This is a genomic window from Serratia sp. BFP-2025 (assembly GCF_050880365.1).
Taxonomy (GTDB): domain Bacteria; phylum Pseudomonadota; class Gammaproteobacteria; order Enterobacterales; family Enterobacteriaceae; genus Serratia; species Serratia surfactantfaciens.
Map to the genome: position 1 here is coordinate 2,775,769 of NZ_JBPAFV010000001.1, position 19,896 is coordinate 2,795,664.

At 60.3% G+C, this 19,896-nt stretch carries 19 protein-coding genes; 13 read left to right on the plus strand and 6 right to left on the minus strand.

Going from position 1 to position 19,896, the window contains the following annotated elements:
• The first annotated feature begins 22 nt into the window (after nt 1–22).
• Both ACRAWE_RS13285 and ACRAWE_RS13290 read left to right on the plus strand, forming a co-directional pair.
• A complete protein-coding gene (locus tag ACRAWE_RS13285; RefSeq protein WP_019453960.1) occupies nt 23–700 on the plus strand; it encodes a DJ-1/PfpI family protein in 678 nt (225 codons plus the stop codon).
• 50 nt (nt 701–750) lie between these two features.
• A complete protein-coding gene (locus ACRAWE_RS13290; protein WP_063918947.1) occupies nt 751–1,314 on the plus strand; it encodes a DedA family protein in 564 nt (187 codons plus the stop codon).
• 16 nt (nt 1,315–1,330) lie between these two features.
• Here the strand turns inward: ACRAWE_RS13290 and ACRAWE_RS13295 are convergent, their stop codons facing one another.
• Nucleotides 1,331–2,224, minus strand: a complete 894-nt coding sequence (locus tag ACRAWE_RS13295; protein ID WP_019453962.1) for a LysR family transcriptional regulator — start codon at nt 2,222–2,224, stop codon at nt 1,331–1,333.
• 112 nt (nt 2,225–2,336) lie between these two features.
• On the opposite strand from ACRAWE_RS13295, the gene ACRAWE_RS13300 reads away from it, so the two are divergent.
• Together ACRAWE_RS13300 and ansP are read left to right on the plus strand one after the other, a co-directional pair.
• Nucleotides 2,337–2,774, plus strand: a complete 438-nt coding sequence (locus ACRAWE_RS13300; protein ID WP_019453963.1) for a PACE efflux transporter — start codon at nt 2,337–2,339, stop codon at nt 2,772–2,774.
• A 435-nt stretch (nt 2,775–3,209) separates the two neighbouring features.
• Nucleotides 3,210–4,676 (plus strand): L-asparagine permease, encoded by a 1,467-nt coding sequence (ansP, locus tag ACRAWE_RS13305; RefSeq protein ID WP_432525460.1) that lies wholly within the window; start codon nt 3,210–3,212, stop codon nt 4,674–4,676.
• A gap of 37 nt (nt 4,677–4,713) precedes the next feature.
• On the opposite strand, the gene ACRAWE_RS13310 is transcribed toward ansP, so the two are convergent.
• The gene (locus ACRAWE_RS13310; RefSeq protein WP_432525461.1) at nt 4,714–5,493 is read right to left on the minus strand and encodes a HalD/BesD family halogenase; all 780 of its coding nucleotides are present in this window, start codon (nt 5,491–5,493) and stop codon (nt 4,714–4,716) included.
• 116 nt (nt 5,494–5,609) lie between these two features.
• On the opposite strand from ACRAWE_RS13310, the gene ACRAWE_RS13315 reads away from it, so the two are divergent.
• On the plus strand, nt 5,610–6,506 hold the full coding sequence (locus ACRAWE_RS13315; RefSeq protein ID WP_432525462.1) for a LysR substrate-binding domain-containing protein: 897 nt from the start codon (nt 5,610–5,612) through the stop codon (nt 6,504–6,506).
• On the opposite strand, the gene ACRAWE_RS13320 is transcribed toward ACRAWE_RS13315, so the two are convergent.
• A complete protein-coding gene (locus ACRAWE_RS13320) occupies nt 6,491–7,243 on the minus strand; it encodes an SDR family NAD(P)-dependent oxidoreductase (protein WP_432525463.1) in 753 nt (250 codons plus the stop codon). The genes ACRAWE_RS13315 and ACRAWE_RS13320 overlap by 16 nt on opposite strands.
• A gap of 151 nt (nt 7,244–7,394) precedes the next feature.
• Between ACRAWE_RS13320 and ACRAWE_RS13325 the strand changes: the two genes are divergently transcribed.
• Nucleotides 7,395–8,159, plus strand: coding sequence for an arylamine N-acetyltransferase family protein (locus ACRAWE_RS13325; protein WP_432525464.1), 765 nt, complete (start codon nt 7,395–7,397; stop codon nt 8,157–8,159).
• A 123-nt stretch (nt 8,160–8,282) separates the two neighbouring features.
• Here ACRAWE_RS13325 and ACRAWE_RS13330 read toward each other — a convergent pair whose 3' ends face one another.
• Nucleotides 8,283–9,089: a toll/interleukin-1 receptor domain-containing protein gene (locus tag ACRAWE_RS13330; RefSeq protein WP_432525465.1), complete on the minus strand. Its 807-nt coding sequence runs from the start codon at nt 9,087–9,089 to the stop codon at nt 8,283–8,285.
• Between the two features lie 426 nt (nt 9,090–9,515).
• Between ACRAWE_RS13330 and ACRAWE_RS13335 the strand changes: the two genes are divergently transcribed.
• From ACRAWE_RS13335 to ACRAWE_RS13365, 7 genes are all read left to right on the plus strand, one after another.
• Entirely contained in the window at nt 9,516–10,145 is a 630-nt protein-coding gene (locus tag ACRAWE_RS13335; RefSeq protein ID WP_063918945.1) for a response regulator transcription factor, read from the plus strand.
• The gene (locus tag ACRAWE_RS13340; RefSeq protein ID WP_211129936.1) at nt 10,145–11,686 is read left to right on the plus strand and encodes an MASE1 domain-containing sensor histidine kinase; all 1,542 of its coding nucleotides are present in this window, start codon (nt 10,145–10,147) and stop codon (nt 11,684–11,686) included. Before ACRAWE_RS13335 ends, ACRAWE_RS13340 begins: the two co-directional genes overlap by 1 nt.
• A 60-nt stretch (nt 11,687–11,746) precedes the next feature.
• Entirely contained in the window at nt 11,747–13,075 is a 1,329-nt protein-coding gene (gene uhpC, locus ACRAWE_RS13345; RefSeq protein ID WP_345790192.1) for an MFS transporter family glucose-6-phosphate receptor UhpC, read from the plus strand.
• Nucleotides 13,072–14,103, plus strand: coding sequence for an ABC transporter substrate-binding protein (locus tag ACRAWE_RS13350; RefSeq protein WP_016928667.1), 1,032 nt, complete (start codon nt 13,072–13,074; stop codon nt 14,101–14,103). The genes uhpC and ACRAWE_RS13350 overlap by 4 nt, the downstream gene beginning before the upstream one ends.
• 67 nt (nt 14,104–14,170) lie before the next feature.
• Nucleotides 14,171–16,249: an ABC transporter permease gene (locus tag ACRAWE_RS13355; protein ID WP_197667302.1), complete on the plus strand. Its 2,079-nt coding sequence runs from the start codon at nt 14,171–14,173 to the stop codon at nt 16,247–16,249.
• 11 nt (nt 16,250–16,260) lie between these two features.
• A complete protein-coding gene (gene fbpC, locus ACRAWE_RS13360) occupies nt 16,261–17,307 on the plus strand; it encodes a ferric ABC transporter ATP-binding protein (RefSeq protein WP_432525466.1) in 1,047 nt (348 codons plus the stop codon).
• Between the two features lie 246 nt (nt 17,308–17,553).
• A complete protein-coding gene (locus ACRAWE_RS13365; RefSeq protein WP_049201133.1) occupies nt 17,554–17,820 on the plus strand; it encodes a hypothetical protein in 267 nt (88 codons plus the stop codon).
• A gap of 42 nt (nt 17,821–17,862) precedes the next feature.
• Here the strand turns inward: ACRAWE_RS13365 and dusC are convergent, their stop codons facing one another.
• Complete coding sequence (gene dusC / locus ACRAWE_RS13370) at nt 17,863–18,795, minus strand: tRNA dihydrouridine(16) synthase DusC (protein ID WP_025160021.1); 933 nt, start codon at nt 18,793–18,795, stop codon at nt 17,863–17,865.
• Nucleotides 18,796–18,879: 84 nt separating this feature from the next.
• Nucleotides 18,880–19,839 carry a D-2-hydroxyacid dehydrogenase family protein gene (locus ACRAWE_RS13375; RefSeq protein ID WP_154746713.1) on the minus strand — a complete coding sequence of 320 codons (960 nt, stop codon included), beginning with the start codon at nt 19,837–19,839 and terminating at the stop codon, nt 18,880–18,882.
• Nucleotides 19,840–19,896 lie beyond the last annotated feature (57 nt).

Here is a 19,896-nt window from a genome sequence, read left to right on the forward strand (position 1 = left end):
CGATAAAAATGAGGCGAATATCATGTCTGAACCATTAGTGATTGTATTTCCCATCTATCAAGGCGTCACTCAGCTCGACTTTACCGGCCCGCTGCAGTTTTTGCGCCACATGCCGGGCGCGGAAATCATCGTCGCCTCGGTAGACGGCGCAGATGTCGAGTCTGAAGGCTTGCACTTCACCCAGCTGCGCCCGCTGCCGGAGATCGCGCGCTGCGACGTGCTGTGCGTGCCGGGCGGCAGCGGCTGCACGCAGGCGCTGCAGGATCAGGCGTTCATGCAGCAGATCCGTCGGCTGGGCGCCGATGCCCGCTACCTGACCTCGGTATGCACCGGTTCGCTGATCCTGGCCGCCGCCGGTCTGCTGCAAGGCAAACGCGCCGCCTGCCACTGGTCGATGCGCGACAGCTTGAAGCTGTTCGGTGCCGTGCCGAGCGCAGCGCGCGTGGAACGCGACGGCCACGTGATCAGCGGCGGCGGCGTCACCGCCGGTATCGACTTCGCGCTGGCGCTGATCGCCGAACTGCACGGCGAAGACACCGCCCAGATGATCCAGCTCTATCTGGAATACGCCCCGGCGCCACCGTTCGCGGGCGGCACGCCGGAGCTGGCCCCGCCGCATATTTATGCCAGAGTGCAGGCGCAGATGGCGGAAAGCCTGCAGCGGCGCAGAGCATTGGTGGCCCAGATCGCCCAAGGCTAGCGATCGGGCGTATACTTGCCCTTATGCGTCAGTCACATAAGGAGTAAGGAATGACCGATTTGGCCCACTACATTACGGACTACGGCTACTGGGCGTTGTTTATCGGCTGCCTGGCTGAGGGGGAGACCATCACGCTGCTGGGCGGCATCGCCGCCCACGAAGGGCTGCTGCACTGGCCGTGGGTGATTGCGGTGGTGGCGCTCGGCGGCACGCTGGGGGATCAGCTGCTGTTCTTCACCGGCCGCCGGTTCGAAGGCCGGGTGATCTCACGCCTTAAAGGGCAGGAAAAGCGCATCGCGCGCGCCAGAAAGCTGATCGCCCGCCACCCGATGCTGTTCGTTATCGGGGTGCGCTTTATGTACGGTTTCCGCATCATCGGCCCGGTGCTGATCGGCGCCAGCCGCCTGCCGCCCTCGCGCTTCGTGCCGCTTAACATCCTCGGCGCCATTCTCTGGGCGACGATCTTCGTCATGCTCGGCTATTTTGGCGGCCAGGCGATCGAAAGCTTCGTTACCGGCTTCGACAAAAAACTCTCCAGCCTGCTGTTTGTCGCGCTGGCGATCGCCGCCATTCTGCTGGTGCGCTTCTGGTGGCGCAAACGTCACGCGGAGTGAGCAAGCGCACCCGGCGTCAGCTTTTCTGCGGCGCCGCGCGCATCAGCGCCACCAGCTCGCGCGCCGCCTTGTCCAGCGGGCGGTTCTTCTGCCAGATCAAATGCATCGGCAAGCGCAGCTCGTTCTTGGTATTTTTGAATTTCAGCCGCACCAGCCGGCCCTGCGCCAGCAGCGGCTCGGCCAGCGACAGCGGGAAATTCCCCCACCCCAGCCCCGCTTCCACCATATTCAGCGCCATCGGCAGGCTATCGGTGCGCCAGTAAGCCTCCGCCACCTGCGGACGCAGATCGCCGATCGGCAGGTCACGGCTGGCCACCATGATCTGTCGCACGTTGACCAGATCCTCGAGAAACAGCTCGCCCGCAGCGCCGTCCAGCGCCGGATGCTGCGGCGACAACATCGCCACCAGCGATTCCGCGCCGACGAAGTGGAACTGTTCCGCGCTGTTGACGTTCAGCCCGCCGAACGCCAGGCAAACGCCGATGCGCCCCTGGTGCAACATGTGCAACACGTCGTCCTGCGGCGCGCTGAGCACTTCGATGTTCAGCAGCGGATAACGCTGCGACAGCGTTTTCACCGCCGCCAGCAGCCCGGCGCCGTTGATATCCGACGCCACGCCGATCGAAAGCGTGCTCTCCAGCCCCTGGGACAGTTCGATGGCGTGCACCTGCAGCTGCTTGAGCTGCCCGGCGATCAGTCGGGCATGCGGCGCCAGGGCCAGGGCCAGCGCGGTCGGCGTCGGTTCGCGGTGAGAACGGTCGAACAAGGCAAAACCGAGCTCCGCCTCCATGTTGGCGATGCCCATGCTGACGGCGGAAGGCACGCGCCGCAGCGCGCGGGCGGCGGCGGAAAACGAACCGCGATCGAGCACCGCCAGAAACAGCTCGATGTTGTCGCTGGAAAAATTCATCGTTCAATCTATCAGTAAAACTGATAGCTCCTGACTTTTTCTATCAATGTGATTGACGTTATCTTAGCCGCCGTCGCCGCAGAGGCAACTAAAAACAGATCGGGAGAAAACAATGCAGGGCGTCAAACGCAAACTGGTGTATGTCACCGCTTATGAAATCATCGGCATGACGATCTCGGCGCTGGGGCTGGCGCTGCTGTCGGGCCACGCGCCGACCAGCACCGGACCGCTGGCGGTGGTGATCACCACTATCGCCGTCAGCTGGAACTTCATTTACAACTACTTATTCGAGTGGTGGGAGAGCCGCCAGGCATCGCGCGCCCGCACCCTCAAGCGCCGCATTTTGCACGCGGTCGGGTTTCAGCTGACGCTGGTGGTGTATCTGATCCCGCTGATCGCCTGGTGGATGGGCATCACGCTGTGGCAAGCGCTGCTGCTGGATATGGCGCTGATCGTCATCATTCCTTGCTACACCTTCCTGTTTAACTGGGCGTTCGACAAGCTATTCGGCCTGCCGGCTTCGGCTTTGCCGGCCGGTGAATCCGCCTGAGAATAACCCTCGTCCTATTCGCCTGCGCACGCCCATCGCTGCGCAGGCGCCACAGCTTTATTTTTCCCCCCCTTCTCCTCCGAGCCAAATAACCGCCAAATCCCTTTAATTTGCGCGGTAATTATTATTCTGTGATTTCAATCACTTTTATCGTTCGATATTTCCGTGTTGATAATGAGACTCATCTTACTGAATAATATGCGCTTTTGTTTTCAGTTTAAAAAACAAACACACTTGATCACTATTTGCACACAGGTTTTTTTGCCACATTTAACGGGAAACGGTAGCATGCCACGCCGTTATTTAACGGCGGCTGTATACACAATAAACAGCGGAATGATGCCACGACCTCATTCTCATTACGATTGCTGATGGCAATCGATTGCTCTGCAGCTCAGGGCGGAGTTAATCACAGACAGGTAAACAGGACGGATAATGCACTCACAAAACAAGTCGGCGGATGACAAACACGCCGCCAGAAGACGCTGGCTGGACTCCCATGAATCCGGTTACCACAAAAGCATGGGTAAGCGGCAGATCCAAATGATAGCCATCGGCGGTTCGATCGGCACCGGGTTGTTCCTCGGTACCGGCGGCCGTCTCGAGCTGGCCGGGCCGGCCCTGGCGCTGGTCTATCTGGTCTGCGGGATCTTCTCTTTCTTCATTCTGCGCGCGTTGGGCGAACTGGTGCTGCATCGGCCTTCCAGCGGCAGCTTCGTTTCTTACGCCCGCGAGTTTCTCGGCGAAAAAGCCTCTTACGTCGCCGGCTGGATGTACTTCCTCAACTGGGCGATGACCGGCATTGTCGACATCACCGCGGTGGCGCTGTACATGCACTACTGGGGCACCTTCGCCGACGTGCCGCAATGGCTGTTCGCCCTCGGCGCGCTCGGCATCGTCGCCACCATGAACATGATCGGCGTGAAATGGTTCGCCGAAATGGAGTTCTGGTTCGCGCTGATCAAAGTGGCCGCCATCGCGCTGTTCCTGATTGTGGGTGTGGTGTTCCTCGGTACCGGCACTCCGGTGGCGGGCAATACCACCGGTCTGCATCTGATCACCGAAAACGGCGGCATGTTCCCGCACGGCCTGCTGCCCGCGCTGGTGCTGGTGCAAGGGGTGATCTTCGCCTTCGCCGGCATTGAGCTGATCGGCACCGCCGCCGGCGAGTGTAAGGATCCGGCCCAAATGATGCCCAAAGCGATCAACAGCGTGATCTGGCGCATCGGTCTGTTCTACGTCGGCTCCGTGGTACTGCTGGTGCTGCTGCTGCCGTGGAATGCCTATCAGGCCGGCCAAAGCCCGTTCGTCACCTTCTTCAGCAAGCTGGGCGTGCCTTATATCGGCACCGTGATGAACATCGTGGTATTGACCGCCGCGCTCTCCAGCCTCAACTCCGGCCTCTACTCCACCGGCCGCATCCTGCGCTCACTGGCGATGGGCGGCTCCGCGCCGAAGCTGATGGCCAAGATGAGCAGCCAACAGGTGCCTTACGCCGGCATTCTGGTCACCTGCGGCATCTACGTGATCGGCGTGGTGCTCAACTATCTGGTGCCGTCGCGGGTGTTCGAGATCGTGCTGAACATCGCTTCGCTGGGCATTATCGCTTCCTGGGCGTTTATCATCGTCTGCCAGATGCGCCTGCGCAAAGCCATCCGCGAAGGCCGCGCTCAGCCTGTCTCGTTCAGAATGCCGGGCGCGCCGTTCACCTCCTGGCTGACGCTGGCGTTCCTGCTGACCGTGGTGGTGATGATGGCGTTCGACTACCCGAACGGCACCTGGACCATCGCCACCATTCCGGTGTTGGCGGTGCTGCTGACGCTGGGCTGGTTCGGCCTGCGCAAACGGGCGCAGGAAGTGAAACTGGAACAGCAGGCTCACGAAGAACAGAGCCAACGCTGAATCGACAAGCCGCCCTCCGGGGCGGTTTTTTTATCCGTTATAACCGGCCGTAAAACGTCATTCGGGCGCTTTCCGACAGCATCACGTCCGGCTGCGCATTGTAGGCCAGCACCACCAGCATGCGCGTAGCGTCGCCTTCGGTCGGCGTCACCCGGTGCAGGGCATTGCGCCCGCGAAACAGCACCAGATCCCCCTCCTCGATCGCCAGCCGCTTGGCTGCTCGTTCCCCGTCCAGCACCTGCGCAACCCCGGCATAGTTCATCTCGCCGCGATCGGCGTCGCGCAGCTTCTCCACATATTCGAAACGCCCGCCCGCCGCCGGTTTCTGGATCAGCAGCGTGATGGCGAACGATGAGTTATCGAAGTGCCAACCCAACTCCTGGCCGGCGCGCGCGTAATGCAGGTTGATCGACGACAGCCGATCGGCGTAGGGATAGAGCTGCGCCTCATCCAGCACCGCACAAAGGAACTCGCGAAACGCCGGGGCGTCGTACAGCGCGCGCAGCGGCGACTGCGGCGGAATATCCTCGTCGGTAATGCAGCCCTTGGACGACACCACCAGCCGGTTGCGCGCGTGATCGGCCGGCAGCGCGTCGTCCTGCGGCCGCAGATACACGTTGTGCTTGCTGGTGGCGTAAAACGCCGCATGGTGCTGTTCGGCGCCTTCCAGCCGCACCGTCGCCAGCGCGGCGTCGCGCAAAAATCCCGGCAGCACCAGCGCGCCTGCGCTCTCCAGCGTTTGCCTGCAGCGGGCGCGAAACGCGGCGTCGCCAATGGGATGGGCGGACAGATCGATAATATCGGCAAGTTGCGGCATGACGTTCCCCTCGAGTGCGATAGCCGGATGCCTCTCACTGTAGCGAATGGCGCATTGCCGCCATAACAAAAATACGTTATGGATAAGTTAACCAATTCTTAGCGATAACCCTGCCCATGCACTCACCGTCTCGCGCTCGCCTGCCCAAACTGAGCGCCATTCTGGCGTTCGAAACCGCCGCCCGCACCGGTAGCCTGGCCCGCGCGGCGGATGCGCTGGCATTGACCGCCGCCGCCGTCAGCCAGCAGATCCGCCAGCTCGAACAGCATCTGGGCATCACGCTGTTCATCCGCGCCAAAAGCGGCGTCACGCTGACCGAACAGGGCGCGGACTACCTGGCATATGTTCAGGAAGCGTTTGAAACGCTGCGTGTGGCGCAGCAGCACGTCGAACGCCAGCGCGGCAAGCAGACGCTGACGGTGTTCGCCCTGCCGGCGTTGGCCTCCAAGTGGCTGAACCCGGCGCTGGACGCCTGGCTGGCGCAATACCCCGACGGCGATCTGCGGCTGCACGCCACCCATGCGGCGGTCGATTTCGCCCATTCGGCGGCGGACTTCGCCCTGTGCTTCGGCGATCAGGATTACCCGCTGCTGGAAAAAGCGCGGCTGTTTCAGGATCGGGTACAGCCGGTGTGCAGCCCGGCGCTGCGCGATCGCGGCGACTGGACGCAGCAGCCGCTTCTCCACGTTGACTGGGGCAAGGAGAGCCAGTTTCTGCCGGGATGGCACGAGTGGTTCACCGCCGCCGATCGCATGCCGCCACCGCGGCGCGGGCTGACCTATAACCTGACTTCACTGGCCATCGACGCCGCCGTGCAAGGGCGCGGGGTGCTGCTCGGCCAACGGCGGCTGATCGCCCGCGAACTGGCGGAGGGCCGGCTGGTCACGTTGGCCGAACCGGCGCTGCCGCTCAGCAAACCCTACTACGTGGTTTACCCGGCGCGCACGCTGGAAAAGCCCGGCGCGGCGGCGTTTCTGGCCTGGCTGCAGACGCTGGCTCAGCACGCAGTATAACCGCCGTCGATACTGTAGAACGCGCCGGTGGTGAAACTGCTGTGGTCCGAAAGCAGAAAGGCCACCGTTTTCGCCACCTCTTCCCGCGTCGCCATTCTCCCCATCGGGTGCGAAGCGGCCATCTGCGCCCGCGCCGACGCTGGCAGTGCCCCCATCGCCGGCGTATCCACATAGCCCGGCCCGACGGCGTTGACGCGTACGCCGCGCGTGGCGAATTCCAGCGCCGCCGAGCGCGTCAAGCCCAGCACGCCATGTTTGGCGGCAGTATAGGGCGCGATCCCGGCAATGCCCACCACCCCGTTGGCGGAAGAGAGGTTCACCACCGCCCCGCCGCCGCCGGCGACGATCGCCGGCAGGCCGTACTTCATGCCGAAAAACGTGCCGCTCAGGCAGGTGGCGATCACCTCATGCCAATCGTTGACCGCGTACCGATCAATACCCACCTCGTGCGGGCCGGTGATCCCGGCGTTGTTGACCAGCAGATGCAGCGCGCCGTAGCGCCGCACCGTCTCTTCAATGCCCTGCTGCACCGACGGCGCATCGCGCACGTCCATCCGCAACGTCATCACCCGTCGACCGTCGGGATCGAGCCGCGCGGCGGCGGCGGCGAGAGGCGCGGCGTGGCGGCCGGTCATCACCACCGTGGCTCCGCGCCGAAACAGCTCGGCGGCGATCGCTTCGCCGATGCCGGTGGAAGCGCCGGTCACCAGCGCCACCCGATGTTTGAAATCTTGCATAGCCGTTCTCCTGCAATGTTGAACTCCGGGGAACAGGCTAGCGCCGACCAGTGACAGTTTGCGGCAGCAGCGACAGCGCAGCACGTAATGCGCTCACAAAAGCCGCAAAGCCCGCTATTTTATGCCTACTTTTTCTCATGCGAGACACCCTGTGGATACCCAACGCTACCTGCAGCATATCGGCTTTACCGGCGTCGCCCGCCCTGACCTCCCCACGCTGCAACAGCTGCACCATCGCCACATGCTGAGCGTCCCGTTCGAGAACCTGAGCATTATTTATCATCAGGGCATTCAGCTGGCGCCGGAGGCGCTGTTCAGCAAGGTGGTCGAGCGTAACCGCGGCGGTTTCTGTTATGAGTTGAACACGCTGTTCGCCCTACTGCTGCGAGAGCTCGGCTTCAAGGTGAGCTTCATCTCCGGCGAGATCCGCGCGCGCGACGGCCATTTCGGCCCGCGCTACGACCATCTGGCGCTGCGGGTGGATCTGGCGGACCAGGCCTGGCTGGTGGACGTCGGTTTCGGCGATTCCTTCCTGACGCCGCTGAAGATCGTCGTCGCCGAGCCGCAACCGCAGGCCAGCGGCACCTTCCACCTGGAGCGGGAAGGCGAGTATTACCTGCTGGAGCGCCGCAACGGCGACCAGCGTTCGCATGCCAAAACGCTGTATCGCTTTACCGTTCAGCCGCGCGAATTGCATGAGTTCGACGAGATGTGCCACTTCCACAGCACCTCGCCGCAGTCGCACTTCACCCAACGTCTGGTATGTTCACGGCCGACGGACCACGGCCGGGTCACCCTCAGCGACATGAAGCTAATCGTGACCGAAGATCACCAGCGCCACGAAACGACGCTGCATTCGGAAGAGGAACGGCGCGCCGCTCTGTGGCGGCACTTCGCCATCGATATGGAGCGTTGAAAGAACTAACATAATTTAGATTAAAATGTCCCATGCGCCTTCTATAGGATCATGGGATTAACAAAGCCTCCCCACATAAACTTTTTCAATAGAACATCCCCCTTAATGTTAGAGAGTGAACAGCTAAAGATTATTTATAGCATCCAAAACACCTTCAATACCCTCGTTATAATCACTTCTAAAGTCAGCGTATTTTCTAGATTTCAACAACGTAGGGATATTACAATCACTATAAAGTATCGGTAAAATATGTATCTTGTTGTTACTTATTTCATCCCAATACTTTGTTTGCCATTCTCGTTCCACCCACTTTGATTTCATAGCTGCTTCAGAAAGAACCACGATAATAAAGTCCGCATTTTCAATGCCAATTGACAGTTTTTCAGGGATAAATTCCCCGACTCTGATATCCCACTCGTCAAGCCATGGTGTATGACCAAACAACTTTATATCGGTAGCAACCTTCCGAACAAAAGGTTTATCTTTAGACGAGTGAGATATAAAAATATTCTTTCCTATCATATCTTTTTTAAACCTTACTGAAAGATAGTTTTCCGATAACAATAAATCTATAAAATGTAGTTCTTGCAAGCTTTCATGGCTATCTAGTTCATATAAGTCTTCATCCATGCCTTCATATATAGGCTCTGAGTATTTAGATAATAACTTATATAAACACTCGCGCCTTGTTAACAAATCATGTGTTGTTACAAAGCGCATATCCTTGGGGTTCACATAGAAGTAATTCGGTGAAATAAAATAATCACCAAAATATACTATCGCCACCCCTGAATTTTTTCTTCCTTTGAAGTAGCATAATTCTTTAATTTCACTATCGTAAATAGTGTCATCTTCATAAAGTCCGACCCTTCCTTTGAATGGTCCTCCAGTGATAAAAACCGGACCGTAGCCAACCGGGTTATTATTCATTATTTTTTCCGAAAGTAATTATCCATACTTGTGATTATCAGCGTTCTCAGAGAAATTTTCAATCGCCAATGAACCTCACAACTTACTCATCATTTTGATTGTATCACTGTGACGAGATACTAACTAATAACACACCTATACGTTATTACACGCCTAATCTTATAGAGGAAACTCTAATCGTATTGGCATACTAAGCAAACCCTTCATAAGTTTGATAATCCTTTCCCAACTGCACCAAAGACCTCACTCAACAAAACGAACGCCGCGCTGTGGCAGCATTTCGCCATCGATGTGGATCGTTAACGGCGCCGGCGGCGCCCTTTTATTACGATTCTGTTACATCGATTGCATAACCGCGCTTGGCTGATTGCCAGCCCCGCGGCGGCAGGCATCATAGGGTCATGATTCGGCAGCAGAGTGCGAAAAATGATCCGTGTGATACTGGTGGATGACCATGTGGTGGTGCGCTCCGGCTTTGCCCAGTTGCTCAGCCTCGAGGACGATCTCGACGTGGTGGGGCAATACAGCAGCGCGGCGGCGGCCTGGCCGGCATTGCTGCGCGAAGACGTCAGCGTCGCGGTGATGGACATCGCCATGCCGGATGAAAACGGCCTGAACCTGTTGAAGCGCCTGCGGGCGCACAAGCCGCAGTTCCGCGCGATCATCCTCAGCATCTATGACTCTCCCACCTTCGTGCAGAGCGCGCTGGATGCCGGTGCCAGCGGCTATCTGACCAAACGCTGCGGGCCGGAAGAACTGGTGCAGGCAGTACGCTCCGTCAATATGGGCGGCCATTACCTGTGCGCCGACGCGCTGCGGGCGCTGCGCGGCGGCGAGCAACCGAACACGGCGCTGGAAGCCTTGACCCCGCGTGAGCGCGAGGTCTTCGATCTGTTGGTCAGGGGTGACAGCGTCAAAGAGATCGCTTTCAAGCTCGATCTCAGCCACAAAACGGTGCACGTGCATCGCGCCAACGTCCTGGGTAAGCTGCAGTGCAACAGCACCATCGAGCTGGTGCATTTCGCCCTCGACCATCAGCTGCTGGCGGGGCATTGATGTCGCCCCGCTTCCGCCCCTGGGTTATCTCGCTGTTTATCCTGTTGGCCTGGGGCAGCGGCTGGCTAGCGCTGTGGACGCTAGGTTTCCATCTGACCCACAACGGCAATCAGGCGGCGCTGTTTCTGCCGCACGGCGTCTATCTCGCACTGCTGATCCTGCTGGCGCGCCGCTATTGGCCCGCCTTGTTGGTACCTCCGGTGCTGCTGCTGCTCTGGCTGCACAGCGAGCGCCTGCTGAGCGGCTACGGCCTGCTGGCCGCACCGTTTATCACCCTGATCCCGGCGGCGCTCGCGCAACGAGTCTGGTGCCGTTTTCCGCTCTACTGGCAGCGGCTGACGCTGCTGCTGGCTGCGGTGACCGCCGCCTCGCTGCTCAATACCGCCCTGCTTACGCCATTAGTGCCAAACCCGGCGATGCTGCTCGGCCTGGCGTCGTTTACCGGCGGCGTCTTGCTGACCCCGTTCGTCTACCTGATCTTTGAATTTCTGCACCAGCAGCACCGTTACCATCTGCTGGGGCTGGACACCACCAACCCGCCGCTGCGCGCGTCCTTAATCATCTGGTGCAGCCTGTTTTTCGTTATCGGCATCGGCACGCAGATGGTGCTGTCGCCGGAAATCGAACGCCTGCTGCTGATCGTGGTGTTTCTGCCGAATGTGGTGATGGCGTGGAAGTTCGGCTGGCAGGGCGGCGTATTGTCCGGCCTGCTCGGCAGCATGATGATCACCCTCGCCCGGCAGGTCGGCGGAGGGTTCGGCAATCTGGTCGAGCTGGAGATCTTTCTGGCGACGCAGGCGCTGCTCGGCATCGGCCTGGGCATCGCCATCAGCCGCCAGCAGCACCTGGCGCAAAACCTGCACCACTATCGGCGACGCCTGGAAGAGGAGCTGGCGGCGCGGCAGGCGCTGACCGAAAAACTGATCCACGCCGAAGAAGACACGCGGAAAAACCTGGCGCGCGAGCTGCACGATGAAATCGGCCAGAACATCACCGCGATTCAAATCCAGTCGCAGCTGGTCAAACGGGCGCGCGATCCGGCGCAAACCCAGGCCGCCGCGCACCAGATAAGCGAGCTCGCCCGGCGCATTCATCACTCCACGCGCCAACTGCTGCGCCAGCTGCGCCCGCCCGCGCTGGACGAGCTGGCGTTCAAAGACGCGCTGCACCACCTGCTGAACGAATTCGCCTTTAGCGAACGGGGCATCCGCTGCCGTTTCGACTACCGGCTGACCGACATGCCCGCCGGCGAGACGGTGCGTTTCACCCTCTACCGGCTGCTGCAAGAGCTGCTCAACAACGTGTGCAAACACGCCGAAGCCAGCGAAGTCGCCATCGTCTTGTATCAACAGGGTGCGCTTTTGCACCTCGAGGTGCGGGACAACGGCATCGGCATCCGCGCGGACAAGCTGCCCGGCTTCGGCATTCAAGGGATGCGCGAACGGGTCAGCGCACTCGGCGGCGAACTGACGCTGGAAACGCAGCGCGGCACGCGGGTAATTGTTAACCTGCCCACAAATTTGCCACAAAGCGCCGGCTAACTAGGAAAAAGTCTTAGCCACTCCGGACTTTCTCTCATCCCCTTTCCCTTTCACCTTCTTATAGTCAGCACCAGGGAGGCGGCTATGCAGGCACGCTCGGCATCTGAAATCGATCACCGTTACCGCGCGCTGCGCCCGCGACTGCTGCTGTACATGGTCATCGGGTACGCCGCCTTTTACCTGACGCGCAAAAGCGTGAATTACGTGCTGCCGGCGCTGCAAACGGATTTGGGGCTGGATAAAGGGGACATCGGCCTGCTCGGCTCGCTGTTTTACCTGAGCTACGGCCTGTCGAAATTCGCCGCCGGACTGTGGCACGACGGCCACGGACAGCGCAGGTTTATGGGGATCGGCCTGTTCGCCACCGGCCTGCTGAACCTGGTGTTCGCCTTTGGCGAATCGCTTACGCTGTTGCTGGTGGTCTGGGCGCTGAACGGCTTCTTTCAGGGCTGGGGCTGGCCGCCCTGCGCGCGGCTGCTGACCCACTGGTATTCGCGCAACGAGCGCGGCTTCTGGTGGGGCTGCTGGAATATGTCGATCAACCTCGGCGGCGCGATCGTGCCGCTGATCAGCGCCTTCGCCGCCCAGCGCTGGGGCTGGCAGGCGGCGATGCTGATCCCGGGGGCCGTCAGCATGGTGTTGGGCATCTGGCTCACGCGGCGGCTGAAAGGCACGCCGCAAGAAGAAGGCCTGCCGTCGGTCGGCCAATGGCGTCACGATCCGCTGGAGCTGCGTCAGGAACAGCAAAGCCCGCCGATGGGACTGTGGCGGATGTTACGCACCACGATGCTGAAGAACCCGATGATCTGGCTGCTGGGCGTCTCTTACGTGCTGGTCTACCTGATCCGCATCGCCTTGAACGACTGGGGCAATCTCTGGCTGACGGAAAGCCACGGCGTCAACCTGCTCAGCGCCAACGCGACGGTGATGCTGTTCGAGGCAGGCGGTCTGCTCGGCGCGCTGTTCGCCGGCTGGGGCTCGGATTTGCTGTTCGGCGGGCAGCGCGCGCCGATGATTTTGCTGTTCACGCTCGGGCTGATGGTTTCCGTCGCCGCGCTGTGGCTGGCGCCGGTGCACCACTACGCGCTGCTGGCGGGCTGTTTCTTTACGGTGGGCTTTTTTGTCTTCGGCCCACAGATGCTAATTGGCCTCGCCGCCGTGGAATGCGGGCACAAAGGCGCGGCCGGCTCCATCACCGGTTTTCTCGGCCTGTTTGCCTATCTGGGGGCCGCGCTGGCGGGCTGGCCGCTGTCGCAGGTCATCGAAGGCTACGGCTGGTCAGGCATGTTCAGTTTGCTGTCGATCGCCGCCGTTCTTATGGGTTTATTGCTGATGCCGCTGTTGATGGCGAGCGTTACCACCTCTACCGAGAGAAGGATAAAACAATGAAAAAAACGTGGGTCACTACCCTGATAGCTTCCGGCATCGCGCTGGCGACGTTGAGCGGCGCCGCGCACGCCAAGGGCCGCCTGGTGGTCTACTGCAGCGCCACCAATGAAATGTGCGAAGCGGAAACCAAAGCCTTCGGCGAGAAATATGACGTGAAAACCTCGTTCATCCGCAACGGCTCCGGCAGCACGCTGGCGAAAGTGGACGCCGAGAAGAAAAACCCGCAGGCGGACGTCTGGTATGGCGGCACGCTCGATCCGCAATCCCAGGCCGGTGAAATGGGGCTGCTGCAGCCGTACAAATCGCCGAACCTCGAACAGGTGATGACGCAATTCCGCGACCCGGCGAAGCTGAAAGGCAACTACTCTTCGGCGGTCTACGTCGGCATCCTCGGCTTCGGCGTCAATACCCAGCGCCTGAAAGAGAAAAACCTGCCGGTGCCCAAGTGCTGGAAAGACCTGACCAAACCGGAATACAAAGGCGAGATTCAAATCGCCGATCCGCAAAGCTCCGGCACCGCCTACACCGCGCTGGCGACCTTTGCCCAGCTGTGGGGAGACGATCAGGCCTTCGATTACCTGAAGCAGCTGAACGCCAACGTCTCGCAGTACACCAAGTCCGGCATTGCCCCGGCGCGCAACGCCGCCCGCGGCGAAACGGCGATCGGCATCGGTTTCCTGCATGACTATTCGCTCGAAAAAGAACAGGGCGCGCCGCTGGAGCTGATCTCGCCTTGTGAAGGCACCGGCTACGAAATCGGCGGCGTCAGCATCCTCAAAGGCGCGCGCAACCTCGACAACGCCAAGCTGTTCGTGGATTGGGTGCTGTCGAAAGAGGCGCAGGAGCTGGCGTGGAAGAAAGGCAAGTCCTATCAGATCCTGACCAACACTACCGCCGATACCTCGCCGAACTCGCTGAAGCTCGACGATCTGAAGCTGATCAACTACGACATGGACAAGTACGGCTCGACCGAGGTCCGCAAGGCGCTGATCAACAAGTGGGTCAGCGAAGTCAAGATGGGTAAATAAGCCCACATTCTGCGCCTGTTGCCGGGTAAGCCTCATACCTTACCCGGCCTGAACATCCGGGAAACTTATGTCACATACACACGCACTCCATCTCGTGAATAAACGAGATGCGATATCCCTTTGGGTCTTGCTTGGCTGGCTGGCGTTCGCCCTGCTGCCGAGCTGGAGCCTGGATTACGGCCTGCTGGAGTCCACCGGCGAAGAGATCCTCACGGCCTACGGCTGGTCAAATCGCAATATCAGCTGGCTTTGGTGCCTGTTGCCAAGCCTGTTGCTGCTGCGTCCCCACGCCGCGGCGGGCGGTGAACGGCGGCGGCGCCACGCGTTCGACGCCGGCTGGGCGCTGCTGTGCATGGCCTTTATCGTCGTCAGCGCCACGCTGGCGGGACGCGGTTTAGGCTACGCCACCCTGGTGCAGTTTATCGCGCTGGGCGCCATCATGACGCTGGCGCTGACCCGCCTCGAATGGCTGGGCGGCGACCGTTTCGTTATCGGCGCGCTGGTCACCATCGTGGCGCTGATCGGCGTCTTCATCGTTTGGCCGAGCATCGCGATTTTCATTCCGATGTTCACCGACCAGACGGGCGCCTTCGCGCCGCTGGCGTTTATGAACGTGCTGTCGCAGGCGCATATCGTTCAGGTGATCCTCAACTCCATCGCCCTGTCGATCGCGGTCGGCGCCGGCTGTACCTTCTTCGGCCTGGTGCTGGCGATTTACACCACCCGCATCGCCAGGCGCAGCGCCATTATCGGCCGCATCTTCTCCATCTTGCCCATCGTCACGCCACCGTTCGTCGTCGGCCTGGGCGTGACGTTGATGATGGGACGCTCCGGCTACGTCACCGAGTGGATGGTGGCCTGGTTCGGCCTGACCAACACCAACTGGCTGTACGGCTTTACCGGCATCTGGCTGGCGCAGGTGCTGGCGTTCACGCCGATGGCGTTCATGATCCTCGACGGCGCGATCAAGACCATTCATCCTTCGCTGGAAGAGGCCTCCTACACCCTGCGCGCCAGCCGTTGGCAAACTTTTAACGGCGTGTTCGTGCCGCTGCTGAAACCGGCGCTGGCCAACGCGTTTCTGATCGTGGTGGTGCAATCGCTGGCCGACTTCAGCAACCCGCTGGTGCTCGGCGGCAACTTCGACGTGCTGGCGACGCAAATCTATTTCTACATCACCGGCTCGCAGCTCGACTATCAGGCCGCCAGCACCCTCGGCGCCTTCCTGCTGCTGTTCTCGCTGCTGGTGTTCTGCATTCAGTACCTGTGGATCGGCAAGCGTTCCTACGTCACCGTGTCCGGCAAATCCTATCGCGGCGACGTGCAGCCGCTGCCGGTCACGCTGGTCTGGAGCGTGATGGCGTTGCTGGCAGTGTGGGTAGCCTTTAACGCCCTGCTCTACGGCAGCATTTTCTACGGCAGTTTCACCGTCAACTGGGGCGTGGATTACACGCTGACGCTGGATAACTTCATCAAGCTGTTCGGCCAGGGCATGAGCGACGGCGCGTGGCCTTCGCTGCTCGATACGCTGCTGTACGCCGGGATCGCCGCGCCGATCACCGCCGCGTTCGGCCTGCTGATCGCCTGGATCGTGGTGCGCCAGCAGTTCAGGGGCAAAAAGACCATCGAGTTCACCACCATGCTGTGCTTTGCGGTGCCGGGCACCGTGGCGGGCGTCTCTTACATTCTCGCCTTCAACAGCGCGCCGGTGTACCTCACCGGAACGGCCGCCATCGTGATTATCTCGATGGTGATGCGCAACGTGCCGGTGGGGATTCGCGCCGGGATCGCCGGACTGGGCCAGATAGACAAATCGCTGGACGAAGCCTCGCTCAGCCTGCGCGCCGGCTCGCTGCGCACCATCACGCACATCCTGCTGCCGCTGCTGCGCCCGGCTATCCTGTCGGCGCTGATCTACAGCTTCGTGCGCGCCATCACCACCGTCAGCGCCATCGTCTTCCTGGTGACGCCCGATACCCGCGTGGCCACCGCCTACATCCTCAACCGCGTGGAAGACGGCGAATACGGGGTAGCGATCGCCTACGGTTCAATTCTGATCGTGGTGATGCTGGCGATTATTTTCCTCTTTGACTGGCTGATCGGCGAGGCTCGCATCTCCCGTTCAAAAGCCAAAAACCAGGCGTAATGGAGCGCACTATGAGTCAGAAAAATTTTGTTGAACTGCGCAACGTCTCCAAACGGTTCGGCAGCAACACGGTTATCGATAACATCACGCTCAGCATCCCGCGGGGGCAAATGGTGACGCTGCTCGGCCCTTCCGGCTGCGGCAAGACCACCATTTTGCGCCTGGTCGCCGGGCTGGAGAAACCGAGCGACGGGCAGATCTTCATCGATGGCGAAGACGTCACCCATCGTTCCATCCAGCAGCGCGATATCTGCATGGTGTTCCAGTCTTACGCCCTGTTCCCGCATATGTCGCTGGGGGAAAACGTCGGCTATGGGCTGAAGATGCTCGGCATTCCGCGCGCCGAAGTGAAAGCGCGCGTGCAGGAAGCGCTGGCGATGGTGGATCTGGCGGGATTCGACGATCGCTACGTCGATCAGATCTCCGGCGGCCAACAACAGCGTGTGGCGCTGGCGCGTGCGCTGATCCTCAAGCCGAAAGTGCTGCTGTTCGATGAGCCATTAAGCAACCTCGACGCCAACCTGCGCCGCAGCATGCGCGAAAAGATCCGCGAGTTGCAAAAGCAGTTTGATATCACGTCGCTGTACGTCACCCACGATCAGAGCGAGGCCTTTGCGGTCTCAGACACCGTGCTGGTGATGAACAAGGGGCATATCATGCAGATCGGTTCGCCGCAGGATCTCTATCGGCAGCCCGCGTCGCGCTTTATGGCGAGCTTCATGGGGGACGCCAACCTGTTCCCGGCCAGCTTCGGCGCCGATCATGTCGATATCAGCGGCTATCGCCTGCCGCGCCCCGCGCACTTTGCCGCCGAGGGCGCCGGCACGGTGGGTGTGCGGCCGGAAGCGATCACGCTGAGCGAGCACGGCGAGGAAAGCCAGCGCTGCGTGATCCAGCATGTCGCCTACATGGGGCCGCAGTATGAAGTAACGGTGGCGTGGCATGGGCAGCAGATTTTGCTGCAGGTTAACGCCACTCGCCTGCAGCCCAACGTCGGCGAGCACTATTATCTGGAAATACACCCCTACGGCATGTTTATGCTGGCGGACGCGGCATAATAAGCATCACTCTTAAGCGTTAGAATAACGGTCATTCCGCATGGAATGGCCTTAAATAACCGCCAAAAAGACCGTACTTATCTATTTTTACAATTCCATCCAAGTTCTTGTTCAGCCAAGAAATAAATACATCCTAATCCATTAAAAAATAACCACCAGGGCCACCAAGGGTGATATTTTTATTTAGATGGGGTAAGCTTAATCCCGCAGTCGAAATTATTTAACGGCCAACTCAAGGAGAAATTCATGAGCAACAATGCAAACGCACAGGCGCAGCTGGATAATTTACGTAACGTCGCTTCCCAGCTGAAGGAAATGCGCCACTATGCGCAGTCGAATACCGAGACGCTCTCCGCACATTGGCTGGCCTTCGATCAGGGGGAATGCAAAAATAAGGCATTCGCCGAAGCCATCAACGACCTGTTGAATAAACAGGGTGCCTGCCTGGAAGGGCTGGAAAAAACCATTCAGGATATCGAGATAGAATTAAACCGCCTCGATAAAGCCGCCTGATAATGCCGATTTTAAATAAACCCGCCGCGTGCGGGTTTATTTTTAGCTGCGACAGATGACTCGCGCAATATCCCCTGACGTCGTCAGCGCACGTATTTCGCTGAACAGTTCGGTGGCTTCGTCATATTCTTTACGCAAATACCCCAACCACTGTTTAATGCGCGCCACGTGGTAGAGACCGGTGTCACCCTGCTTTTCCAGATGGACGTATTTTTGCAGCAGTTCCACCACCTGCGGCCAGGGCATGCGCGGTTCGTTATACTTCACCACCCGGCTCAGGTTCGGCACGTTGAGCGCGCCGCGCCCCAGCATGATGGCGTCGCAGCCGGTCGCCTGCAGGCAATCCTGCGCGCTCTGGTAATCCCAGATCTCGCCGTTGGCGACAACCGGGATGCTGAGCCGCTGACGGATCTCGCCGATCGCCGCCCAGTTGATGCGATCCGCCTTGTAACCATCCTCTTTGGTGCGGCCGTGCACCGTCAGCTCGCTGGCGCCCGCCTGCTGCACCGCATCGGCGATTTCAAAACTGCGGTTGGAAGAGTCCCAGCCCAGACGCACCTTCACCGTGACCGGCAGATGGGCCGGCACCGCCGCGCGCATCGCTTTGGCACCCTGGTAGATCAGTTCCGGATCTTTGAGCAGCGTCGCCCCACCGCCGCTGCCGTTCACCAGCTTGGACGGGCAGCCGCAGTTGAGATCGACGCCGTAAGAGCCCAGTTCCACTGCACGCGCAGCGTTCTCCGCCAGCCACTGCGGGTACTGCCCCAGCAGCTGTACGCGCACCTGCGTGCCCGACGGCGTGCGGCTGGCGTGACGCAGCTCCGGGCACAGCCGGTAGAATGACTTGGCCGGCAGCAGCTGATCGACCACGCGCAAAAATTCGGTGATGCACAGATCGTAGTCGTTCACTTCAGTGAGTAACTCACGCACCAAAGAATCGAGAACGCCCTCCATCGGAGCCAATAATACGCGCATGACCAATCCCAGCTAAAAAAAGACCCGCAATGATACGGGTGAATGCCCGCGCCAGACAAGCCTCAGCGGGCATTAAAAATGCCGTCAGCCCAGCCGGCGGATCGGTTGGCCGGCGAGGAACGCCGCGATATCCTCGACCGCCTCGGTGAAGTAGGCGCGGTAGTTGTCGTCCGCCACGTAACCCACATGCGGCGTCGCCAGCACGTTGGGCAGCTGGCGAAACACGTCGTCGGCCGGCAACGGCTCCGTCTCGAACACGTCCAGCCCGGCGCCGGCGATCTTCCGCTGTTGCAGGGCGTCCGCCAGTGCCGCCTGATCGACGATACCCGCACGCGAGGTGTTGATCAGGTAGGCGGTGGGTTTCATCGCCGCCAATTCATCACGCCCCACCAACCCGCGGCTGCGATCGCTCAGCACCAGGTGAATGGAGACAAAGTCGCTCTGTTCGAACAGCGCCCGTTTGGACGGCGCCAGCAGGACACCCTCTTGCGCCGCCCGCTCCGCCGTCAGGTTCTGGCTCCAGGCCAGCACCCGCATGCCAAACGCCTGCGCTACCTTGGCCATCTGGCCGCCGATCTTGCCCAGCCCCAGCAGCCCCAGCGTTTTTCCTTGCAGCGTGACGCCTAAGCCCAGCTGCCACGGGCCGTTGTTCCGCAGCCCGACGCTTTCCGGCACGATATGCTTCGCCAGCCCGAGCAGCAGCGCCCAGGTCAGCTCCATCGGCGCGGCCGACCCGCTGGCGGTGCCGCACACCACCACGCCCCGCTCGGCGGCGGCGGCCAGATCGATAGAGGCGTTGCGCATGCCGGAAGTGATCAGCAGCTTCAGCTTCGGCAGCCGCGCCAACAGCGAGGCGGTCATCGGCGTGCGCTCGCGCATGATGACCAGAATGTCGCACTCCTGCAGATGCACCGCCAGCTCCGCTTCATCGGTAAAGTGCGAGCTGATGGCCGACACCTCCACCCGATCGGCCAGCGCCGACCAGTCCGCCATTTTGAGCGCCACCTGTTGGTAATCATCGAGAATTGCGCACTTCAATTTCATCTCCGTCTCCTGGAATTAGGTTTAGCCACCGTCCAGCCTAGTACGAAAATGCCGTTC

Excerpts from the sequence above, each read along its gene's own strand:
- ACRAWE_RS13350 (WP_016928667.1), top strand. The coding sequence starts at position 13,072 with ATGAAAAAAACGTGGGTCACTACCCTGATAGCTTCCGGCATCGCGCTG.
- ACRAWE_RS13310 (WP_432525461.1), bottom strand. The coding sequence starts at position 5,493 with ATGCCGCAACTTGCCGATATTATCGATCTGTCCGCCCATCCCATTGGC.
- ACRAWE_RS13375 (WP_154746713.1), bottom strand. The coding sequence starts at position 19,839 with ATGAAATTGAAGTGCGCAATTCTCGATGATTACCAACAGGTGGCGCTC.
- ACRAWE_RS13285 (WP_019453960.1), top strand. The coding sequence starts at position 23 with ATGTCTGAACCATTAGTGATTGTATTTCCCATCTATCAAGGCGTCACT.
- ACRAWE_RS13300 (WP_019453963.1), top strand. The coding sequence starts at position 2,337 with ATGCAGGGCGTCAAACGCAAACTGGTGTATGTCACCGCTTATGAAATC.
- fbpC (WP_432525466.1), top strand. The coding sequence starts at position 16,261 with ATGAGTCAGAAAAATTTTGTTGAACTGCGCAACGTCTCCAAACGGTTC.
- ACRAWE_RS13355 (WP_197667302.1), top strand. The coding sequence starts at position 14,171 with ATGTCACATACACACGCACTCCATCTCGTGAATAAACGAGATGCGATA.
- ACRAWE_RS13330 (WP_432525465.1), bottom strand. The coding sequence starts at position 9,089 with ATGAATAATAACCCGGTTGGCTACGGTCCGGTTTTTATCACTGGAGGA.
- dusC (WP_025160021.1), bottom strand. The coding sequence starts at position 18,795 with ATGCGCGTATTATTGGCTCCGATGGAGGGCGTTCTCGATTCTTTGGTG.
- ACRAWE_RS13365 (WP_049201133.1), top strand. The coding sequence starts at position 17,554 with ATGAGCAACAATGCAAACGCACAGGCGCAGCTGGATAATTTACGTAAC.
- ansP (WP_432525460.1), top strand. The coding sequence starts at position 3,210 with ATGCACTCACAAAACAAGTCGGCGGATGACAAACACGCCGCCAGAAGA.
- ACRAWE_RS13290 (WP_063918947.1), top strand. The coding sequence starts at position 751 with ATGACCGATTTGGCCCACTACATTACGGACTACGGCTACTGGGCGTTG.
- ACRAWE_RS13315 (WP_432525462.1), top strand. The coding sequence starts at position 5,610 with ATGCACTCACCGTCTCGCGCTCGCCTGCCCAAACTGAGCGCCATTCTG.
- ACRAWE_RS13320 (WP_432525463.1), bottom strand. The coding sequence starts at position 7,243 with ATGCAAGATTTCAAACATCGGGTGGCGCTGGTGACCGGCGCTTCCACC.
- ACRAWE_RS13295 (WP_019453962.1), bottom strand. The coding sequence starts at position 2,224 with ATGAATTTTTCCAGCGACAACATCGAGCTGTTTCTGGCGGTGCTCGAT.
- ACRAWE_RS13340 (WP_211129936.1), top strand. The coding sequence starts at position 10,145 with ATGTCGCCCCGCTTCCGCCCCTGGGTTATCTCGCTGTTTATCCTGTTG.
- ACRAWE_RS13335 (WP_063918945.1), top strand. The coding sequence starts at position 9,516 with ATGATCCGTGTGATACTGGTGGATGACCATGTGGTGGTGCGCTCCGGC.